The organism is Arsenicibacter sp. R0_47, assembly GCF_057652235.1.
Genome location: NZ_JBYFCJ010000002.1, coordinates 605721 through 625453, shown reverse-complemented (window position 1 = coordinate 625453; position 19733 = coordinate 605721). Strand labels below are relative to the sequence as shown.

Annotated in this window: 19 protein-coding genes; 8 read left to right on the top strand and 11 right to left on the bottom strand. The window is 51.7% G+C overall.

Annotated elements, in window-relative coordinates; genetic code table 11:
* Positions 1-82 precede the first annotated feature (82 nt).
* The 6 genes from AC23NW_RS05855 to AC23NW_RS05830 form a co-directional block, all read right to left on the bottom strand.
* A complete protein-coding gene (locus AC23NW_RS05855) occupies positions 83-382 on the bottom strand; it encodes a winged helix-turn-helix domain-containing protein (RefSeq protein WP_293840825.1) in 300 nt (99 codons plus the stop codon).
* A 32-nt stretch (positions 383-414) separates the two neighbouring features.
* Positions 415-1080, bottom strand: coding sequence for a hypothetical protein (locus tag AC23NW_RS05850; protein WP_487448296.1), 666 nt, complete (start codon positions 1078-1080; stop codon positions 415-417).
* Between the two features lie 3 nt (positions 1081-1083).
* A complete protein-coding gene (locus tag AC23NW_RS05845) occupies positions 1084-1464 on the bottom strand; it encodes a diacylglycerol kinase family protein (RefSeq protein WP_487448294.1) in 381 nt (126 codons plus the stop codon).
* Positions 1465-1483: 19 nt separating this feature from the next.
* A complete protein-coding gene (locus tag AC23NW_RS05840; protein ID WP_293840816.1) occupies positions 1484-2197 on the bottom strand; it encodes a DUF1361 domain-containing protein in 714 nt (237 codons plus the stop codon).
* A gap of 90 nt (positions 2198-2287) precedes the next feature.
* The gene (locus tag AC23NW_RS05835) at positions 2288-2875 is read right to left on the bottom strand and encodes a hypothetical protein (protein ID WP_487448292.1); all 588 of its coding nucleotides are present in this window, start codon (positions 2873-2875) and stop codon (positions 2288-2290) included.
* A gap of 189 nt (positions 2876-3064) precedes the next feature.
* Entirely contained in the window at positions 3065-3487 is a 423-nt protein-coding gene (locus tag AC23NW_RS05830) for a DUF2141 domain-containing protein (RefSeq protein WP_487448290.1), read from the bottom strand.
* Positions 3488-3714: 227 nt separating this feature from the next.
* On the opposite strand from AC23NW_RS05830, the gene recJ reads away from it, so the two are divergent.
* From recJ to guaB, 7 genes are all read left to right on the top strand, one after another.
* Positions 3715-5457 carry a single-stranded-DNA-specific exonuclease RecJ gene (gene recJ, locus AC23NW_RS05825; protein ID WP_487448288.1) on the top strand — a complete coding sequence of 581 codons (1743 nt, stop codon included), beginning with the start codon at positions 3715-3717 and terminating at the stop codon, positions 5455-5457.
* 203 nt (positions 5458-5660) lie between these two features.
* Positions 5661-6392 carry an LPS export ABC transporter ATP-binding protein gene (gene lptB, locus AC23NW_RS05820; RefSeq protein ID WP_293845801.1) on the top strand — a complete coding sequence of 244 codons (732 nt, stop codon included), beginning with the start codon at positions 5661-5663 and terminating at the stop codon, positions 6390-6392.
* Between the two features lie 101 nt (positions 6393-6493).
* Complete coding sequence (locus AC23NW_RS05815) at positions 6494-7174, top strand: response regulator transcription factor (RefSeq protein ID WP_487448286.1); 681 nt, start codon at positions 6494-6496, stop codon at positions 7172-7174.
* Positions 7175-7176: 2 nt separating this feature from the next.
* A complete protein-coding gene (locus AC23NW_RS05810; protein ID WP_487448284.1) occupies positions 7177-8547 on the top strand; it encodes a sensor histidine kinase in 1371 nt (456 codons plus the stop codon).
* Positions 8548-8635: 88 nt separating this feature from the next.
* Entirely contained in the window at positions 8636-9580 is a 945-nt protein-coding gene (locus tag AC23NW_RS05805) for a hypothetical protein (RefSeq protein ID WP_487448283.1), read from the top strand.
* Positions 9581-9592: 12 nt separating this feature from the next.
* A complete protein-coding gene (locus AC23NW_RS05800) occupies positions 9593-10753 on the top strand; it encodes an endonuclease/exonuclease/phosphatase family protein (protein ID WP_487448282.1) in 1161 nt (386 codons plus the stop codon).
* A gap of 138 nt (positions 10754-10891) precedes the next feature.
* Complete coding sequence (guaB, locus tag AC23NW_RS05795) at positions 10892-12364, top strand: IMP dehydrogenase (RefSeq protein ID WP_487448280.1); 1473 nt, start codon at positions 10892-10894, stop codon at positions 12362-12364.
* Between the two features lie 70 nt (positions 12365-12434).
* Here guaB and AC23NW_RS05790 read toward each other — a convergent pair whose 3' ends face one another.
* From AC23NW_RS05790 to recO, 3 genes are all read right to left on the bottom strand, one after another.
* Complete coding sequence (locus AC23NW_RS05790; RefSeq protein ID WP_487448278.1) at positions 12435-13187, bottom strand: metallophosphoesterase family protein; 753 nt, start codon at positions 13185-13187, stop codon at positions 12435-12437.
* A 31-nt stretch (positions 13188-13218) separates the two neighbouring features.
* A complete protein-coding gene (mazG, locus tag AC23NW_RS05785) occupies positions 13219-14031 on the bottom strand; it encodes a nucleoside triphosphate pyrophosphohydrolase (protein ID WP_487448276.1) in 813 nt (270 codons plus the stop codon).
* 93 nt (positions 14032-14124) lie between these two features.
* Complete coding sequence (gene recO, locus AC23NW_RS05780; RefSeq protein ID WP_487448275.1) at positions 14125-14817, bottom strand: DNA repair protein RecO; 693 nt, start codon at positions 14815-14817, stop codon at positions 14125-14127.
* Positions 14818-14949: 132 nt separating this feature from the next.
* Here recO and AC23NW_RS05775 point away from each other — a divergent pair, with 132 nt between their 5' ends.
* Complete coding sequence (locus AC23NW_RS05775) at positions 14950-18450, top strand: putative Ig domain-containing protein (protein WP_487448274.1); 3501 nt, start codon at positions 14950-14952, stop codon at positions 18448-18450.
* A gap of 55 nt (positions 18451-18505) precedes the next feature.
* Here the strand turns inward: AC23NW_RS05775 and AC23NW_RS05770 are convergent, their stop codons facing one another.
* A complete protein-coding gene (locus AC23NW_RS05770) occupies positions 18506-19087 on the bottom strand; it encodes an O-methyltransferase (RefSeq protein ID WP_487448272.1) in 582 nt (193 codons plus the stop codon).
* 97 nt (positions 19088-19184) lie between these two features.
* The gene (locus AC23NW_RS05765) at positions 19185-19718 is read right to left on the bottom strand and encodes a GNAT family N-acetyltransferase (protein ID WP_293834403.1); all 534 of its coding nucleotides are present in this window, start codon (positions 19716-19718) and stop codon (positions 19185-19187) included.
* Positions 19719-19733 lie beyond the last annotated feature (15 nt).

Genomic DNA, 19733 nt, shown 5'->3' with positions numbered 1-19733 from the left:
GTGCTGTTACCCCAAGCGGCATCCTGTATAAGCATTGATCCATTGGCAATCAAAAGGCTACGGTTTCTCCGGCGATCAACCGCTACCCCAATCCTTTAATAAATGACTCCAGGCTGGTAAGGTGATCAGCAAACGCCTGGCGGCCGGCTTCTGTAGCGGTATAGGTTGTATTCGGCTTCCGGCCGACAAACTGCTTGGAAATCAGAAGATAGCCTGCTTCCTCGAGCGCCCGCAAATGGGTAGCAAGGTTGCCGTCTGTCAGTTGCAGCAGTTCCTTGAGCGCATTGAAACTCAGCGACTCATTCACCAGCAACACCGACATGATACTCAACCGTGCTTTGCTCTCAAAGGCTTTGTTGAACTGTGCAAGCAAATCTTTCATCTGTCAAAAGTACAAAAAACCGGCGTTCTGAATCAAATTGAGCCGGTTCCTTTCGCTGGTTTAGCATCGTATTTAAAGTACATAACCATTCCGTAAACAATATGCAGAACCCCGAATCCGAAGGCCCAGGTCAGCAGGCTATACCCCGTCAAAAATAAACTCAGTAAGCCCAGTACGATTTCGCAAATCCCGAGATAATGCAAATCCCGTACGGTGTTGCGGGCTACATTTAATAACGCAAGCCCGTAGAACACCAGCGTAGCCGGAAATACCAGCCAGATCAGGTGATGATGAATCAGACCCAGGCAGAAAATACCTCCTGCCAGCAGCGGTGTAAACAACGCCTGTAACAACCGTTTCGAGGTTGTGTTCCAGATGCTCAACCCTTGTTTACGTGCCTTCCGGATCGTAAATAACGAGCCGCCCACGAGTGCAACCAGTAGTACGGCAATACCGTCCAGCATCAGAAAACCGACAATATCCTGTTTCGCATCGGAAAACAGAACCTGCGTCCCGTCGTAGGATGTATAGGCCGTATAATGCAAATCCAGCCGCCAATACACGGCAGCCGCACCGATCAGGGCGACTACGCCGGCAAAAACACCGGATAAACCACTCAGCGACAGGAATTTCGATGAGCGCTCCATCAGGCTGCGGATTTCAGTTAATGTCTGTAGATGTTCGCGGGTCTCGTACATGATTTAAGAAAAAAATAGCAGGAAACGGGTATAGAGTTTTGTACCGATCAGTAAGCTGCCCACCACCACAGCCACCAGTACCACCAGCAGCACGGCTCCGGCAGACAGATCCTTAATGGCCTTAACCTGAGGGTGATAACCGGGCGACACCAGATCACATAGCTTTTCGATGGCGGTATTGAATCCTTCGGCCGCCCAGACCAGTCCGATCTGCGTCAGGACGATTGCCCATTCCGTTTGATTCAGGTTCAGCCAGAAACATACGCCGATCACCCCGATTGCTGCCAGCAGGTGTACCCTGGCATTGTTCTCGTAGCGGAACAGGTCAGCAATGCCCTGTCCGGCAAACCGGAAACTACGTACTACTTTCAGGGGGTTGATCATAGGGCAGGTTTGGGCAGCGTCAGGTAAGCTTAAATTTTTTGGCGGTATCGTCTTCGCTGAACACATAAAACGCCACATATAGACCAGCCAGTACCAGCCCGTATGTAATTGTCAGCTTCAGGCTCAGTGTGTTATGCAAGGCATCGTAAACCGCACGGGCCAGCACACCGGGCGTGGTCAGCAGATCCCAGCTGTTCAGCCGGATCCAGCGCCCCAGATAAATTCCGAAGCCCGACAAAACCTGACAACCCAGCATACAAACCCACGTCAGCAGTGTGCCTGCACGCTGCACGACCAGCCGGTGTACCAGCAAGGTCGAATACAATCCCGTCAGCAGGCCCGTCAACGCAAACAGAAAAATGGTCATGGTATCGAACCAGAGCAGCGGCGACTGAATATGCTGAATATGAAACAAATCGGTGATGATATACGGAGCATTCGGCAGAAAGACCAGCCACAGCAGCAGAAACGGAACCGCTGTCCCCGGGCGCAGTGCTCTGGATAACAGCAAGTCGCGCATTACCAGCACTACCCCCAGCGGAAACCATGCCAGCGCACCGTTCCAGCACAGCATGTAGAAAAACCACCAGTTCTGCGTTAACAGGCCCCGCATGGTCACCATACAAAGCCCGATAACGGTCAGGATCAGGAGCGCGCGCAGGCCCCTGCCCGATACAGGCGTAATAACGATTGGTCTCAGGATGCGCGGGGGAAGTAGTGTGAGTATCTGCATAAACGCAAAAGTACTTTGATATGCAAAGTAAGCTATAGTTTGGTAATCCTGTCAAGTAAATACCGGAAAAAATAGTCAGCGGAGGCTGTATTATTCTGAAATACGGATGCGCATATCGTGCGGGGCGACTTCCTGTCCCCCGAAATAGACGCCGGTCCGCATCACGATTGACTTGTCGTGCTCATACGGAATTTCTTCAATGTCCATTACAGTATAGACCTTCCGCTTGTAATCGACTTTGATACTCACATCGATCGGCTCGTTGATTTTGACGTCTTTCAGCATTTTGGCTTGCAGCACGCCGGCTTTATACACATACGAGCCAAGCTCAATCCGTTGCGAGGCCGGATTCCAGCGCCAGCCAATCCGCACGCCGTCGACGCGGTGAGGCGGTGTATAAATATTCTGGTTTTTCGACCCGACAAAGCCAAACCCGATCAGTTTGTTCCAGTCCTGCTGGTTGCCGCCATCTAGGGTGTAAATGCAGGAGCTATCGAAGGTGACCGTGGCAAACAGCAACCGCGGTTTGATCAGCGTTCCCTCTTTGCGGCGCGGGAAAGGCTCATGAGCACCTTGTTTGAGTACCACCCAGTCAGGATCACGAAAAATAAAATCAGGCACGCAGGCTGCCGCTATCCCCGTTAACACCAATCCCAATAGCCAACGTTTCGTTTTCATGTACTGCTGAATTTATACGCTCACAAGCCTGTTTTTTCCCGTAACCGGCTGGCAAGGTAGCTAATTCCTGACGGATTTGCGGGACAACAGCCGGTCAACTTAGGCAATGGAAGTAATCTGTCCCCGCTATAAAGGCATGCCTGCCACGGGTCAGCCGCCGCGGTCTGCCGTATGCCGGACAAAAATAGTTTACAGCAATTTGATCGAAACCGAGGTCTCGCCCGTCCCAACCGAAACCCGGCAGTCTTTAAAGGAAGGCGCCGACACCACCGGCCGGTAATTATTACTGAAGCCGTACGGTTCTTTAGGAATACCGAACAGTTTTTTGTCTAACTTCCCATTGTCGTTAACATCATGATAGACAGCAACGGCATACTCGCCGGGATCAACATCAAATGAAACCTGTATGCGATTTTTTTTAACGTCAATGCGTTTTCCTTCTACAGGCTTACAGTCGGGGAATTTTTCACAGGGCTTAAAAATGGCAACACTGATATTGCCGGTGAGTTCCCTGATGTTGTGAACATCAACGGTTAAGCTACTTTTAACAGGTGCCTGAGCCGGTGTTCCGGAAAGACTGACACAACATACTAGCAAATGAAGAAAAAACATACAAGTAAAAATTTGTTCCGTAGAGACGCAACATCTTGCGTCTCATACCATTAAATACCCGAAACGCAACATCTTGCGTCTCATACCATTAAATATCCGAAATGTTCATTATACATCTCAGATCATCATAAATCCGGGATGCACAATGTTCCATCGTACAACAAGTTAAGCAGTTACAGAGACGCAAAATATTGCGTCTGTACAAGAAACGATATTAATTTACATTTATGATTGCACAGCCGGAACCTAAGCGTAAACGTTGGATAAAACGTCAGCTCCCTGACACGCCGGAACAACAGGCGTTTATTCAGCACCTTGTGCAGACGCTCGGTATCAGTCCGGTTCTGGCCGGACTGCTGGTACAGCGCGGCGTTTATTCGTTCGACGAAGCCCGGCTATTTTTCAGGCCCGACATCAGCCACCTCCACGATCCGTTTCTGATGAAAGACATGGACCGCGCGGTGCAGCGGCTGACCATGGCCATTGTGCGGCAGGAAAAAATCCTCGTCTACGGTGACTACGACGTTGACGGCACCACCTCCGTGGCCCTGTTTTACGGTTTTCTCCGCACGTTTTACGCCAATACCGACTTCTACATTCCGGACCGCTACAAAGAAGGCTACGGCATCTCACAGGCCGGTGTACAATGGGCGGCCGAAAACGACTTTTCCCTGATTGTTGCCCTTGACTGCGGCATCAAGTCGGTCGATCGGGTGGCCGAAGCCAAAGCCCTTGGCATCGACTTTATTATTTGCGACCACCACCGGCCCGGCAATGAGTTGCCGGATGCGGCAGCAGTGCTTGACCCCAAACGTGAGGATTGCTCCTATCCGTACAGCGAACTGACCGGCTGCGGCGTAGGCTTTAAACTCTTACAAGCTTACTGCATTTTTAAAGATATTCCGGCGGAGAAGTTATATAATTTTTTGGACCTGCTGGCGGTCAGCATCGCCGCTGATATTGTACCGATTACGGGTGAAAACCGCGTGCTGGCTTATTACGGGCTTAAAGTGCTGAATAAAACCAGCCGACCTGGTCTGAAGGCGCTGATCAAAATTGCCGGTCTGAGCCGCGAACTCGACATCAACAGTGTGGTCTTTGGTATCGGTCCGCGGATTAATGCGGCCGGACGGATTAAACACGCCAAAGCCGCCGTGCAATTGCTACTGGCCGAAACCGACGAAGCAGCTGAACAGGCCGCTTTTGAGATTAACGAAAACAACAACAGCCGCCGGCAATACGATAGCAGCATGACCGAACAGGCCCTGGCCATGATCCGCGGTAATGAACAGCTGGTCCATGCCAAAAGTACAGTCCTGTATGATGCTACCTGGCACAAAGGCGTTATCGGTATCGTAGCCTCACGGTGTATTGAGCATTTCCACCGCCCGACCGTTATCCTTACGCAGTCGCACAACAAGCTGGCGGGATCGGCGCGGTCGGTGCCGGGTTTTGATGTGTACGAAGCCATTGAAGAGTGTGCGGATTTACTCGAACAGTTTGGCGGCCACACCTTTGCGGCCGGCCTGACGCTGTCGGAAGAAAACCTGCCTGCTTTTCAGAAGCGGTTTGAAGAAGTGGTATCCCAACGCATTGACGAGGAGATGCTGACGCCGATGATCAACATTGATCTGACCATTGATCTGGACCAGATTGACGGCAAGTTCTACCGGATTCTGAAGCAGATGGCTCCCTTCGGGCCGCAGAACCTGCAACCGGTTTTTACGACCGAAACGGTGTATCTGGCCCAACAGCCGATTATCATGAAGGAAAAGCACCTGAAACTGATGCTGCGTCAGCAGGGTTCTGACAATACTTACACGGCAGTAGGATTCGGGATGGCCCATTACGCGCCGCAGCTGTCCTCACAGCAACCGTTTTCAATCTGTTATCAGCTCGATGAGAACACTTACAACGGCAATACCACGTTGCAACTGATGCTGAAAGACATACGGGTCGCGGAGTCGTAATGACATTCATTCCGGACAGTAATACGGTAATTTGGCAATAAAATGTCTGCCTGACTCCGTGAAAGAGTGCATCTTTGCAGGAATAAAACGTTTATCGTTAAAAAAGATTAAGAAACGATTGTGTACGAGGTCTGTATCAATTGATATGGTAATTTGCCCAACCCAATGAATACGATAAGCTTCGTGATAACAACAAAAGCTGAATGATACTACGAACCGAAAATCTGATCAAAAAATACGGCGCCCGCCTCGTCAATAACAACGTTTCCTACCAGGTCGGACAGGGCGAAATCGTCGGGCTGTTAGGCCCGAACGGAGCCGGCAAAACCACATCATTTTACATGGCCACGGGCCTGATCAAACCCAATAGCGGCAAAGTTTACATTGATGATCAGGATATTACCTCCCTGCCCATGTATAAGCGCGCCCGGCTGGGTGTCGGCTATCTGGCGCAGGAAGCGTCTGTTTTCCGGGATTTATCGGTAGAGGAAAACATCCTTGCCGTACTCGAAATGACTAACTCGCCCAAAGCAGAACGCAAGGTCAAAGTGCAGGAACTGCTCGATGAATTCAGCCTGAATCACGTCCGGAAAAGCAAAGGAAAAGTACTGTCAGGCGGGGAACGCCGGCGGACGGAAATTGCGCGCGCGCTGGCCGTTGATCCGAAATTTATCCTGCTCGATGAGCCGTTTGCCGGGGTTGACCCGATTGCGGTTGAAGATATACAGAGTATTGTGGCGAAGCTGAAACACCGGAACATCGGTATCCTGATCACCGACCACAACGTAAACGAAACCCTGTCGATTACCGACCGTGCCTACCTCCTGTTTGAGGGCCGGATTCTGAAACAGGGCTCCGCCGAAGAACTGGCAAGCGACCCCGAAGTACGCCGCCTGTATCTGGGCCAGCACTTTGAGTTGAAACGTAAAATTTAAGCGCTTAATCCCCGACGATTAAGCCGGACCTGCACTGCCCAACCCACCGGCCTCATTCTGGTACAGTTAACCGGTTGGCAGTGCATAAATTGCCGTTGCAGATGAAAATACTGGTCATTGAGGATGAAGTGCGCATGGTGCAGCTTATCCGGCAGGGTCTGGAAGAGCATCAGTGGGAGGTCGACATTGCGTATGACGGCACTATGGGTTTTCAACTGGCCACCCGATCGCCCTACGCCCTGATTATCTCCGACATCATCCTGCCGGGCATCAACGGGCTGGAGCTCTGCCGCAAACTCCGCGAAGCCAACCTTGATACACCTATCCTGCTGCTGACGGCCCTGGGTACTACCGACGACAAAATCACCGGGCTGGATGCAGGAGCCGACGATTACCTGGTCAAACCTTTTGAGTTCAGGGAACTCATGGCCCGCGTCCGCGCGCTGACGCGGCGAACCGGCGGACTCGTTCAACAGGCCAATACGCTTCGTTTTGCCGATCTGGAACTGAATTTAGACACCAAAACCGTTGTGCGGGCCGGCAAGGACATTACCCTGACGGCCAAGGAGTTTTCGCTGCTGGAGTATTTCATGCGCCATCAGGGCCGCGTTATCTCAAAAGTCGAGCTGGCCGAAAAACTCTGGGATCTGACCTTTGACACAGGCACCAACGTGATTGAGGTATACATCAATTTCCTGCGTAAAAAAATCGACAAAGACTTCGACACCAAACTTCTACACACCCAGATTGGCATGGGGTACGTCTTAAAACTTAACGCATAGCCATGATTAATATCCGCGCTCGTCTCACTTATCAGTTCGTGGTTCTGGTAACGGGTATACTGCTGTTTTTCTCACTGGGGGTCTATTTTTTCAGTAAGCTTTACCTGCAGAAACGCTTTTTTAAACGGTTGCAGGACCGTGCCATTACCACCACCACCCTCCTGTTTGACCTGCAGACGGCCGACTCCACGGTCATGCGCCTCGTTGACCTGTCGAACAAGGAGCCGCTCATCAACGAAAACATTTCGGTCTACAGCGAGCAGCTGAATAAAGTGGTCTTTACGACAAATCCGGCCAATGCCACGTTTCACGAACAGTTTATGCCGCAACTCCGGAAAGCCGCCCAAACCGCTTACATCCACTTCGGTGATTATCAGGTTCTGGGCCTTTACCTGACCAATGACAAAGGCAATAACTGGGTAATTGTCAGCGGTATTGACCAGAACGGACGCGAGGCGCTCGAAGATCTGCGGAAAATTCTGATCGTTATGGTACTGGCCGGTATCCTGCTATTGAGCGTATCCGGTTGGTTTTTCGCTGACCGTGCGCTGGCTCCTATGTCAGGCATTGTGCAGCAGGTGAAGACCATTTTTCCGGCGAATGTCGAGAAGCGCGTCGAACATCCCAACAAATCCGACGAAATCGGGGTACTGGTCGCTACCTTTAACCAGTTGCTCGACCGCATCGAACAGGCACTGCTGACCCAGAAAATGTTTATCGCCAATGTGTCGCACGAACTGAAAAACCCGCTGGCAAGATTGTATGCGCAGATCGACGTGACACTAATGCAGCCACGCACAGCAGACGTCTACGAAAACAGCCTGCGCCTGCTACAGGACGACACACGTTCCCTGACCGAGCTGACTAATACCCTGCTGGCGCTGGCCAATACCGTGGCCGACGGCAAACAACTGCCCTTCGCCCCGATCCGGCTCGATGAGCTGCTGTGGGAGGCTAAGGCACAGGTTCAGAAATGGCGCAGTGAGTATCAGATTGCCTTACATTTTGATGAATTCCCTGAGGATGAAGATGACCTGCTGATCAACGGCAACGAGGCGGCACTTAAGGTTCTTTTCATGAACCTGCTGGATAATGCCTGTAAGTTTTCAACCGATAAAACGGCCAGCATGCACTTCTCGGCCAATGCCGGCGGGCTCACGGTTTCTGTGTTCAACCACGGCAATCCGATTCCGCAAACAGACCTGCCTCACATATTCCAGCCCTTTTACCGGAGCGATGCAACCGCCAGAGCCGCCAAAGGGCATGGTGTCGGACTGGCTATCGTCGCTCAGATTGTTGACCTCCATAATGGCACAATTTCGGTAACGTCTACCGAAGAAGGGACCCGTTTTTCACTTGTTTTCCGCCATTAAGGGCCATTTTAAGGTAAATTTAAAGTCAGTTTAAGTCGTGCTTAAGTTTCTGCCTGTTCATTTGTAACCCAATAGGCGAAACAAAAACATGCAGGCGACAACTAACCACCAGATTATCTTTAAAATAACCATCGGCGTGCTGATCGGCATATTTACACTGATGGGTTATCTGTATCTGGGTGCTCAGAATGAAACACTTGAGCTCCAGAAGTCGCTCACGAACAAAGTAGAGCAGCTCGCCGAAACCGAAGCCAAACTCGATTCGATTGCCCGGCAGCTGGACACGCAGATTACGCAGATCCGGCAGCTGGGAGGCAATGTCTCTGAACTGCGTAAAATTCGCCAGCAGCTCGAAAACGACAAGAAGAAATTAAAATACGATTTCAGTTTTTCCGCTCAGAAGTATCAGTTCAAAATCAGGGAATACGAAAACTACCTGACGACCAAAGACGATGATATCCGACAGCTCCGGGCCGAAAACGGAACGCTGTTGAGCCGCGCGAAAGAATTAGAAGCCGAAAAGCAAAGCGTCATTAACGAGAACGCCGGCCTTAAGACAGAGAAGGAAGCACTGAGCCAGACCGTTGCAAGCTACTCGGCCCAAAACGATGACCTGAAGCGTAAGGTTAATCTGGGTTCAGCTCTGAAAGCGGTTGATGTACAGGTGGCTGCGGTTTCGTCCGGTGGCCGCGAACGAAGCGGTGGCAGCTACAAAGCCTCCCGCATCGACCGGCTTAAAATTGCCTTCACCCTACCCGCCAACCCCCTGACAGCCCAGAATACCAAAGATATTTTTGTCCGGATCATGGACAGTAACGGCGCGGTGCTGAGTGAAAACGGCGTCGGTGGTATGCTCTATTACGAAGGCCGGGAGATTGGCTACAGCATCCGTCAGGCCGTATTCTACGAAAACAACGACCAGAAGATTGACATTCTGTACCGGAAGGATACGAACTATAAATCAGGCAGATACACTATCGAACTGTATGCCGAGGGCTTCAGAATCGGCAACGGTAGTTTCGAGGTTAAATAAATATCCACGGCTATGAACGTATTCTCAATATATCGTACCGCAATCAGGAAAGCATATCCGGAAACGGTCAGCTACGCCAGCCGGGCGGCCCGGCTCCTGATGGCGCAATACCGGCAATTTCCGAAAGCCTACGCCATGCTGGGGTATCTGTTTCTGACAATGGCCTTCTGCTACTACCCCATTTTCGGGCACTGGTTAACGGGCTTTATCATGATGACGCTGCCCGTGGCCATTGTTTCGGGGTTTATTACCTGCATTTATTTATGGCGCAAAGGCCAGCACATCATCGCCACGGCAGGTTTGTGCTGGGTTTTGTTCAGCCTGCCGGTGGTCAAACGCCTGACCGGTGGACTGGGGACACCGGCGCAGGAACTGAGGTCGGCCAAAAAGCTGAATGTACTCAGTTTCAACAGCGAATCCTTCGGCGATGATCACACATCGGCGGCGACGCTCAAGGCCCTGAAAGCCGATATCGCCTGTTTTCAGGAATACACCCCGAACCGCCGGATCGAACAGCAATATGCCGATCAGATGGCTAAACTCACCTGCTTTGATAATAACCGTGAGGTCGGGCTGGCACTGCTCTCGCAATACCCGATTGTGAACCAGTACGGCCGCATCTGGCACCGGACCGGTGGCCCGAACATCAACGGCTACCTCTGCGCCGACATTGCCTACGGCCACGATACGGTCCGTGTCGTCAACGTACACCTCTGGTCGATGGGCGTCCGCGTGAATACCGTTTTTGACGCCATCAGGGACGGCGATCTGCTACAGGCCGGTTCTGCGCTTTACGATACATTTGACCGGCTCCGGGAAGGTTTCGAAAAGCGCGATGAACAGATTCAGGAGGTTGAAGCGTTCGTTGCCGGCAGCCGGTATCCGGTCATCATTTGCGGCGATTTCAACGAAACGCCTTTCAGTTACTCTTACGGGCAACTCAGTAAACGGTTCAGCAACGCCTTTGAGGTCGCCGGTAAAGGCATGGGCTTCACCCTCAACCGGCACCCCTACTGTGTCCGGATTGATCAGCAGTTTTTCAGTGCCGACTGGTACGTCACCTCCTGCCAGACCATTTCGGACATTACCGTATCCGATCACTTCCCGGTTATGGCGCAGTATGTGCTTAAAAAATCGGTAACACAACCGTCAGCCTACGTAGCCAGCCGCTGAAAAACCGGTTTAAAGAACGGTTTTGTTGGACTTAATCACGTTTTTAAGGCTTATTTTTATTAATATTTTGTGAACTGCGCCGGGATTCCCGGATTTTCCGTAGCTTTGCCTGGCAAATAAGACAACCAGTTATTTGCCATGAGCTTAGACTCTTCCAAGTTTCTCTACGAGGCTCTCACCTACGACGACGTACTGCTCCTGCCTGCCTATTCGGAGGTTCTTCCCCGCGATACGAAAACCGACACGCAACTTACCCGTCACATCCGGCTGAATGTTCCGCTTATTTCGGCGGCCATGGATACTGTGACTGAGTATGAGCTGGCCATTGCGATGGCGCAAACGGGCGGTATCGGGATTATCCACAAGAATATGTCGGTGGAGGCCCAGGCCGAACAAGTCCGTAAGGTGAAGCGGTACGAGAGTGGGATGATTATTGATCCCGTTACACTTACCGAGGGAGCCACGCTGGCCGATGCACACCGCATCATGCGTGACTTTAAAATCGGCGGCATTCCGGTTGTAGACGCTTCCAATAAACTGATCGGTATTCTCACCAACCGTGACCTCCGTTTCCAGACGGAACTGTCGCGGCCGGTTACGGATATCATGACCAGCCAGAACCTCATCACAGCCCGCATCGGCCTGACGCTGGACGAGGCAGAAAGTATTCTGCAACAGTTTAAAATTGAAAAACTGCCTATCGTTGACGACCAGAATCACCTGGTCGGACTGATTACGTACAAGGATATTCTGAAGAAGAAAAACTTCCCGAACGCCTGCAAGGACGAACTCGGCCGGTTACGGGCAGGAGCCGCTGTAGGGGTTACGCACGACTACATCCAACGGATTGAAGCGTTGGTTAAAGCGGGCGTTGACGTGATCAGCGTTGATACCGCCCACGGACACCACGTTGGCGTTTTAAATGCGGTTCGTGCGATCAAGGAACGTTTCCCTAAACTTCAGGTCATTGCCGGTAATGTGGCAACGGGCGAAGGTGCGAAAGCCCTGGCCGATGCCGGTGCCGATGCGGTGAAAGTTGGTGTTGGTCCGGGCAGTATCTGTACCACGCGGATCATCGCCGGTATCGGGATGCCGCAGCTAACGGCCGTTTATGAAGCAGCGAAGGCTCTTGAAGGAACAGGTGTTCCGGTGATTGCTGACGGTGGTATCCGGTTCTCGGGCGACATTACCAAAGCCATCGCCGGTGGTGCCAGTACGGTCATGGTAGGCTCCCTGCTTGCCGGCACGGAAGAGGCGCCGGGCGAAGTGGTCCTGTATGAAGGTCGCCGCTTTAAAACCTACCGCGGTATGGGCTCGGTTGAAGCCATGGAAGAAGGTTCGAAAGACCGCTACTTCCAGGATGCCGAAGACGATATTAAGAAGCTGGTGCCGGAAGGTATCGTAGGCCGTGTACCATTCAAAGGCCGCGTTTCCGAAATCATCTATCAACTGGTAGGTGGTCTGAAAGCCGGTATGGGCTACTGCGGTGCGGCATCTGTTCCTGCGCTGCAACAGGCTAAATTTGTGAAGATTACGTCGGCCGGTGTGCGCGAAAGCCACCCGCACGACATCCAGATTCAGAAAGAAGCGCCGAACTATTCGGCACGGTAATTTCCGGATATAAAAAAACGCCGGCAGGTCCTGAGATCTGCCGGCGTTTTTTTATGTATTGCGTTCCGGATCAGGCATCCTGTCTTTCGGCTTCGAGATAATGTACCGTGCTGTATAACCCGTCAGAATCAAAAATAAACTCACGGACAGCGGGCCGGTAATGGTCAATCACCACTTCTTCGGTCTGATGTTTCATCTGGAAATACAATGACGGTGTCACCAGCACCGTCAGGTTACCCCGCTGCACCCATTTCTCAACATGATAATGCCCGCATATTGCCGTTACGTGACAGGGTAAGTTCTTAACCAGCTCCAGAAAGCGCTCTGATTGCCGGAACGGGTAGTTTGCGTCCATAAAGGCTACGTGCGCTTTTACCGGCGGGTGGTGCATGAACACCAGCACATTGTTATCCCTCAGTGCCTGTAAATGTTCGGTAAACCATGTCCACTGAGCTTCCGACATTTCGCCTTTCGACGTATCCAGAAAAAGGGCAGGATAGCCTTCAAGCGGAAGAGCGTAATACAGCTCGCCGTTTTGTAAATGGTGGTTGAACCGCAGGTGCTCGCACAGCATCACCGTGTCATCGTGATTGCCGGAGATCACATATACGGGAAACGGCATGTCCGTAATCTGCTCGTTTACCCATTGATAAATGGCTTCATCACCGACGTTGTAGCAAATATCGCCGCCCAGCACCAGGACGTTCGGATGAAGGTCTTTGGCGTAGGCCAACGCATTCAGAAAATTTTGGCGCACATCGACGCCGTAGGGCATTTCGCCGGCACCGGCAATGTGCAGATCAGTTATAAACGCAATTCGCATGGCAGAATAGTGAGGTAATTTCGGGCAGTTTTTAGTTCCGTTTGGCTTCTTCCCAGTACACGTCCATTTCGGCCAGCGTCATGTCTTTCAGCGCCTTTCCGGCCAGTTTTGCCTGCTCTTCCAGATACTGAAACCGGCGGATAAACTTTTTATTTGTCTGTTCCAAAGCCGTTTCCGGATTGATATCAATAAAGCGGGCATAGTTGACAAGGGAGAACAACAAATCCCCGAACTCCCCTTCTGCCTTTTGTTTGTCGATGGGTTGTTCGCCCGACACATTAAACTCCGCCTTAAATTCCTGCAGTTCCTCTTCGACTTTTTCCCAGACCTGCTCCTTTTCTTCCCAGTCGAAACCGGCACCGCGCGCTTTTTCCTGAATCCGCATGGCTTTCACCAGCGCGGGCAGCGAGCCCGGCACACCCGACAGCACCGACTTATTCCCTTCTTTCAGCTTCAGCTGTTCCCAGTTCTGTTTCACCTGCTCTTCCGTATCGGCCTTTACATCGCCGTAAATATGCGGGTGCCGCGAGATGAGCTTTTCGCAGATCCCGTTCAGTACATCGACAATGTCAAACGTGCTGGTCTCCGAAGCGATACGGGCGTAAAATACGATATGTAACAGGATGTCCCCCAACTCCTTACGGATCTCAGGCAGGTCATTATCCAGAATGGCATCTGATAACTCGTACGTTTCTTCGATAGTCAGGTGGCGAAGACTGGCCATGGTCTGCTTTTTATCCCAGGGACATTGTTCCCGCAATTCATCCATGATCGTCAGCAAACGGTCAAAGGCCAGGAGCTGTTCCTGACGGCGGGCGGGCATAGCCTCAAAAGGAGCGTTCATCTTCAGGTTGTTTCGTATGAAATAAGGGTTGCAAAATTAGCCAAAAGCTGTCGCGAACAGCGATTTTATGGCAATATCTTACTAAAATCTCCGTCAGCTCATCACTTCATGCAGTACGGCCAGCGACTTAATCTCGCCCATGGCGTCAACATGGATCCGGTAATAGGCCACCAGTGCTTCCAGCAGGTTGAGGCGGTCGGTCCGCGATAGTCTGACAGCAGTGCCAAGCGGCCGGCGAAGCAAGGTATTGAGAGCCAGTTCGGTTTCGGTATTAGGTAAAAACGGATAAGAACGCTCACGGAGTTGTTGTTCAAACTCCCGCGCATTTTCCGGGCCAAAGCCCAGATAGGCGGACAGCTTCGCCAGAAAGGCCAGGTGAAAGTTTTCGTAGCCCGTCTCCATGTGCTCCAGCAGCAGAATCGATTCCAGCAGAAACTGAAAGAGCATCGGATTACCGGATTCTTCTTTCAGGCTTTTCGTCAGCATTTCGGTAAGAAAGAGCGCAATCCCGGATTTTGCGACTTCAAACGGGATACTTTGCAGCGGATGCAGCGTCTTAACTTCAGAAAGCCGGTTCAGGTCACGGTCGTCTTTATAGTATACCACCATGTCCAGCAGCGTCATCGGCTGAAAGAGGGCAATCTTATTGGTTTTGCTTTTGGCCGAGCGGACGTTATTGACAACATAACTCTGAATACCAAACGCCTCGGTATATACTCTGGCAATGATTGATGTTTCCCGGTAACGTATATAACTTAAAGCAATTCCCCGTGTTTTATGTAGCATAATCCAACATGCGTATACAGATGAAAAACGAATATATTCATCTGTTACCAGTAAGCAGTTCCTTTTCTTATTTAACACAAAAGCCTAAAAAAAAAGGCGTATTTTCGTAGATATTTTTGTTGACTGAGGTGCATGATTAATCGACTACGCAATTATTTATTACTGATTATCACAGCGTTGCTGGTATTACCCGCCAGCCTCAACGCTCAGGTATTAACCCGTCGCTCAACCGCCGGCATTCCCGTTGATAAGTCAGGAGCCGGTCAGGGAAGCCCGAGGCTGGTACTGCCGGCCGTTGCTGTGGATCAGCTTATGGCCGAAGACGATGCCGCGGCTAAACTGGGCGTCCCGTTCCGCTTTGGTACCAAACGGGATGCTGATGTAAGCATTACCGGCGAAGGTCTGCGTTCTGAAAGCGGCGGATACCGGCTTTATCATTATCAGATTTATTCAGAAGGAGCCTATTCGCTCAATCTGCTCTTCGATCGGTTCCGGCTGATTGATGGGGCTAGTCTGTATATCTATAATCCCGGGCAAACGATGGTAATCGGGCCGATCACCAGTGCTCAGAATCCGGCCAACAACCAGTACTGGACAGATATTATTGCGGGTTCGCAGTTAACGATTGAGTTACGGGAGCCCCTGTCGGCCACCGAAAGCAGCGACCTGCACCTGTCCGGCGTTGTCCACGGCTACCGGAATCTGTTTCCTGACAAAAATCAGGATAAAGTATTCGGCAGTTCATCGTCCTGCGAGCTGAATGTAACCTGTTATCCGAACCTGCAGAACGAAGCAGACGGCGTGGTAATGATTCTGATTGATCAGGCAACCCGTCTTTGTACGGGCTCTATGGTCAATACAACGCGCCAGAGTTTCCGGTCGTTTTTACTGACGGCTTTCCACTGTATCGATATCGGAACGTATGTCAACGGCGTACGGACAGGATACAACGACGGCGTACTGAATAGTGCCGAAATCGGGCAGGCGCAGAACTGGCTCATCCGGTTCAACTACCAAAGCCCCACCTGTAATCCTTCACAGGAAGACAATGAAGTTGTTACCCTGAACGGAAGCGTCTTACGGGCAGCTTACAACCAGTCGGACTTTGCCCTGATGGAAATTTATCAGCAGGTTCCGGCCGACGTCAATACGACCTACCTCGGCTGGAATAAGGCCAATGCCAACGCCAGCAATGCCCTGACGATCCATCACCCCCAGGGAGACGTAAAAAAAATATCTTTTTCGAACGCTGACACCCAGATTTCAGGGTACGGGAATTCTTCCGGCAATGACCACCTGACCGTGTCGTGGGGAAGCCTGGGAGTGACTGAGGGTGGCTCGTCCGGCGCTCCACTCCTTGATGCCAACCGGCGTATTGTCGGGCAACTCCACGGTGGTCCCTCATACTGTGGGGCTCCCTCCTCGCTGCTTGCCGATTACTATGGGCGGTTCTACACGTCATGGGCTGGCGGAGGTGCCACGGAGTCACGTCTGTCCGATTGGCTTGACCCGATCGGTAGCGGTGCCCAGACAACGAACAGCGTTAAAGCTACGGTCAGCGGCCCATCGGCTTTCACCGGAACCGGCATCTTCTCCCTGAATGTCAGCGACGGCAGTAGTGTATCCTGGGTAATATCACCATCAAACTCCGTTTCTGTAAGCTCAGGCACCGGCAATACAGCAAGCCTGGTGGCCACCGGAGTAGCTACTTCACTCACAATCACCTTTACCGTCAATGTCGGACAGCCATATCCAATCAAATTCACAAAGGTGTTTGCCGCCTCAATTCCGTCCCCGACCGCGCCGGCCGGCGGTATCAGCAGTCAGACGCTTACGGTAGGCTTTCCGTTTTCGAAAACCATTCCTGCTTTTACCGATACCAATCCGTTGACGTATACCATCGCCGGACTACCGGCAGGACTGTCATTTAATGCCGTAACCCGGGTCATTTCAGGTACGCCAACAACTGTCGGTACTTCTTCGGTTAAGATCACTGCTACTAATAGTGGCAACCTGTCTACCAGTGTTGATTTCACATTAGCCGTTGTTCCCCAAGGCCCGTTAGTCTTACTGGATCCATCGTATAATTGCATCACCCGACAGTTTGTTTTTCAGTACACAGGTGGTAGCACTGAACCGGTTCAGTTTATGTCGGTAGGTATTACGAACTGGACAACCGCAACGACATTTACCCTTGATGCCGGTCTGGTCAATGATCCTAATCTTGCCCCACTGACTATCTTTGCCCGTCAGGGTACGACTAACCTGAGCCGGACTTTTGATATCCGGACGTATTGTAAGGACAAAACGCCTAATTCTGGTCCTGTTGCTCCGACACTTACAAACCAAAGTGGTACAATCGGGCAGTTTTTCACGTACCTGTTTCCGGAATTTACCGATTCACAACCGGTTTCCTATCAGGCGCTTGGCCTTCCGGGCGGGCTTTCTCTCAATACACGGTTGATTAGTGGTGTTCCATCTGCAACAGGTGTATCTTCTGTTACCATTGTTGCGACAGACTCAGACGGATTAAGCGCACGGGCTACCTTTACATTAAGTGTGTTTGCCTATACACCACCCTCGCTTTCCCTGGTTGCTCCCACCTATAATTGTCAGACTGGTGCGATTAAATTCAATACGGCCGGTGGCGACGGAACCACCATTGAGTATATGGCAATCGGCGTAACCGGATGGACCACAAACCCGAATCAGATAGTAGAAGCCGGTGTCCGTAATGACCCGAACTCAAATACTATCCTCATGAGAGCGCGTCAGAGTAATATGGTCGTGACAGCCGAATTCAACATCCGCCAGTATTGTATCAACAATGGTCAGAATCAGATTCCGGTTGCCCCGACGGTGCCGAATATGACCGCCCTGGTCGGTCAGCCATTCAGTTATACCGTTCCGGCGTTTATTGATGATCAGTCACTATACTATGTGGTCATTGGTATGCCCTACGGCCTCTCCTTCAACTTCCAGACGCGGGTGATCAGCGGGACTCCTCAGTACGCAGCCAATTATAACCTGAGTATTACGGCCTATGATCCATACGGATTATCCGCAAATATCTCGTTTGTAATCTCGGTAGTCTCTGCCGTTCCGTCGGCATTTGCCCTTATCGAGCCGCTGTATAACTGTAGTACCCGGCAGCTGACCTTCCGGACAACCGGAGGTACCGGAACAACGATTAAGTACATGGCCGTTGGCGTTACCGGCTGGACAACTAATCCGGTTCAAATTATTGAAGCAGCCGTCGTTGCTGATCCTAATAACAGCTTCGTTACGTTAAATGCCCAGCAGGACGGCAATTTCGTTAGCCGTACGTTCAACTTCCGGCAGGCCTGCGGTTCGGCAAGAGAGGCGATCCGCGCAGCCGCGCTGGACATACGCATACTGGACAACCCGACAACCCAACCAACCGTCTCGGCCCGCATTTCGGGATCGGCCGGCCTGCCGTTAACCGTCGAGCTGATTGATTTGCAGGGGCAGGTACTGGCAACCGAACAGATCGGGACCCCGTCGGATGATGAACCGGTTACCCTGCTGTTAACGAAGCCTGCCGGTTTATATCTGCTCCGCGCCCGTAATCAGCAGCAGGTCAAAACCGTAAAAATCATCAAAGGGCAATAGTTTCAGACCAAAAAAGCCCGGCCGTCGGCCGGGCTTTTTTGGTTATCTGTTTCTGCTATACGACCCGGACCAGTATGATGATACCGGAGGCCCAGTTCATTTTCAGCCGCTTGAACCGCTGATCCTGTTCGAGGGTTTCAATCAGATGCTGCACTTTCAGGTCGTGCCCCTCAGGCCAGTTCGGCTGCGGCAGCATATCGTCAATTACATAAAATCCGCCGGGCTTTACCAACTGCAGGGCCTCTTCCAGGTGGTTATATTTTCCCGGCCATGTATCGGCAAAAACCATGTCAAATGCCGACGGCTCGAGACGGACAAGCACCGCTTCTCCCCGCTCTTCCAGTAACGTCAGCCGTGGGTCATGCCCTAACAATGTCCGGGCGATCCCGATCAGCTGCGCATCAGACTCCACCGACATGAGGTGTGCACCGGCACTCATACCCTGCAGCAGCCAGGCCGTTGCCCGGCCAGCTCCCGTACCTAGTTCCAGAAACCGCCCGCCCGGCTTACAGGCAGCCAGTAGCTGTAGCAGTGCCCCCGATAAATCGTCTGACTTCTGATTAAAGCCTATGGCCTGCGATTGCGCATCAATCGCGGCGATAATCGCCGGGACATCCCGGATGTCGGTTTCGTTCATTCCTGACATACTGATAAACTAAATACGTTAACGGATGTGAAGTCATCACACCACCGTCAAATGTAGCGTTAAAAATCGCCTGTTAACACAGTTCCGTTTAAAATGCCGGTTTTCCAGGCAGCGAAGTTATATCATCCCAATAGCAGCGCATTGCCGGACTTACCGTACCGTCGAGGTTTTCATGCATCACCTGTTCTACTTCCTGCCCGCCCAGATGCCGGTATACCTCCCGCGCCCGCCGGTTATCGGCATACACCCAGAGATACATATTTTTTGTTCCGTACGTTTCCTGGATCCATCGGGCAGCGCGCTGAATTAACGCGCTGCCAAGCCCTGTCCCGCGCGCTTCTTCACGCACATGCAGATTGTCGATCAGACTGCCATACACCGGATCATCCTGGCCATATACACAGATAAATCCCAACAGTCGGGTATCGTCTTCGGCCAGCAGCACCCATTGGTTATCCTGCGGATTAACCAGCCGGCTTGTCCAGACAGCCAGGCGGTCGGCCAGCACACGGTTGTCCAGAAAATCGTCGGAGAAAATGCCCCGGTAGGTTTGCTGCCAGCTCCGGCTATGTAATCCGGCAATGGCATCAACATCAGTTTTATCAGCGTTTCGGAAGGTCATGGTTTCAGTAGCGTT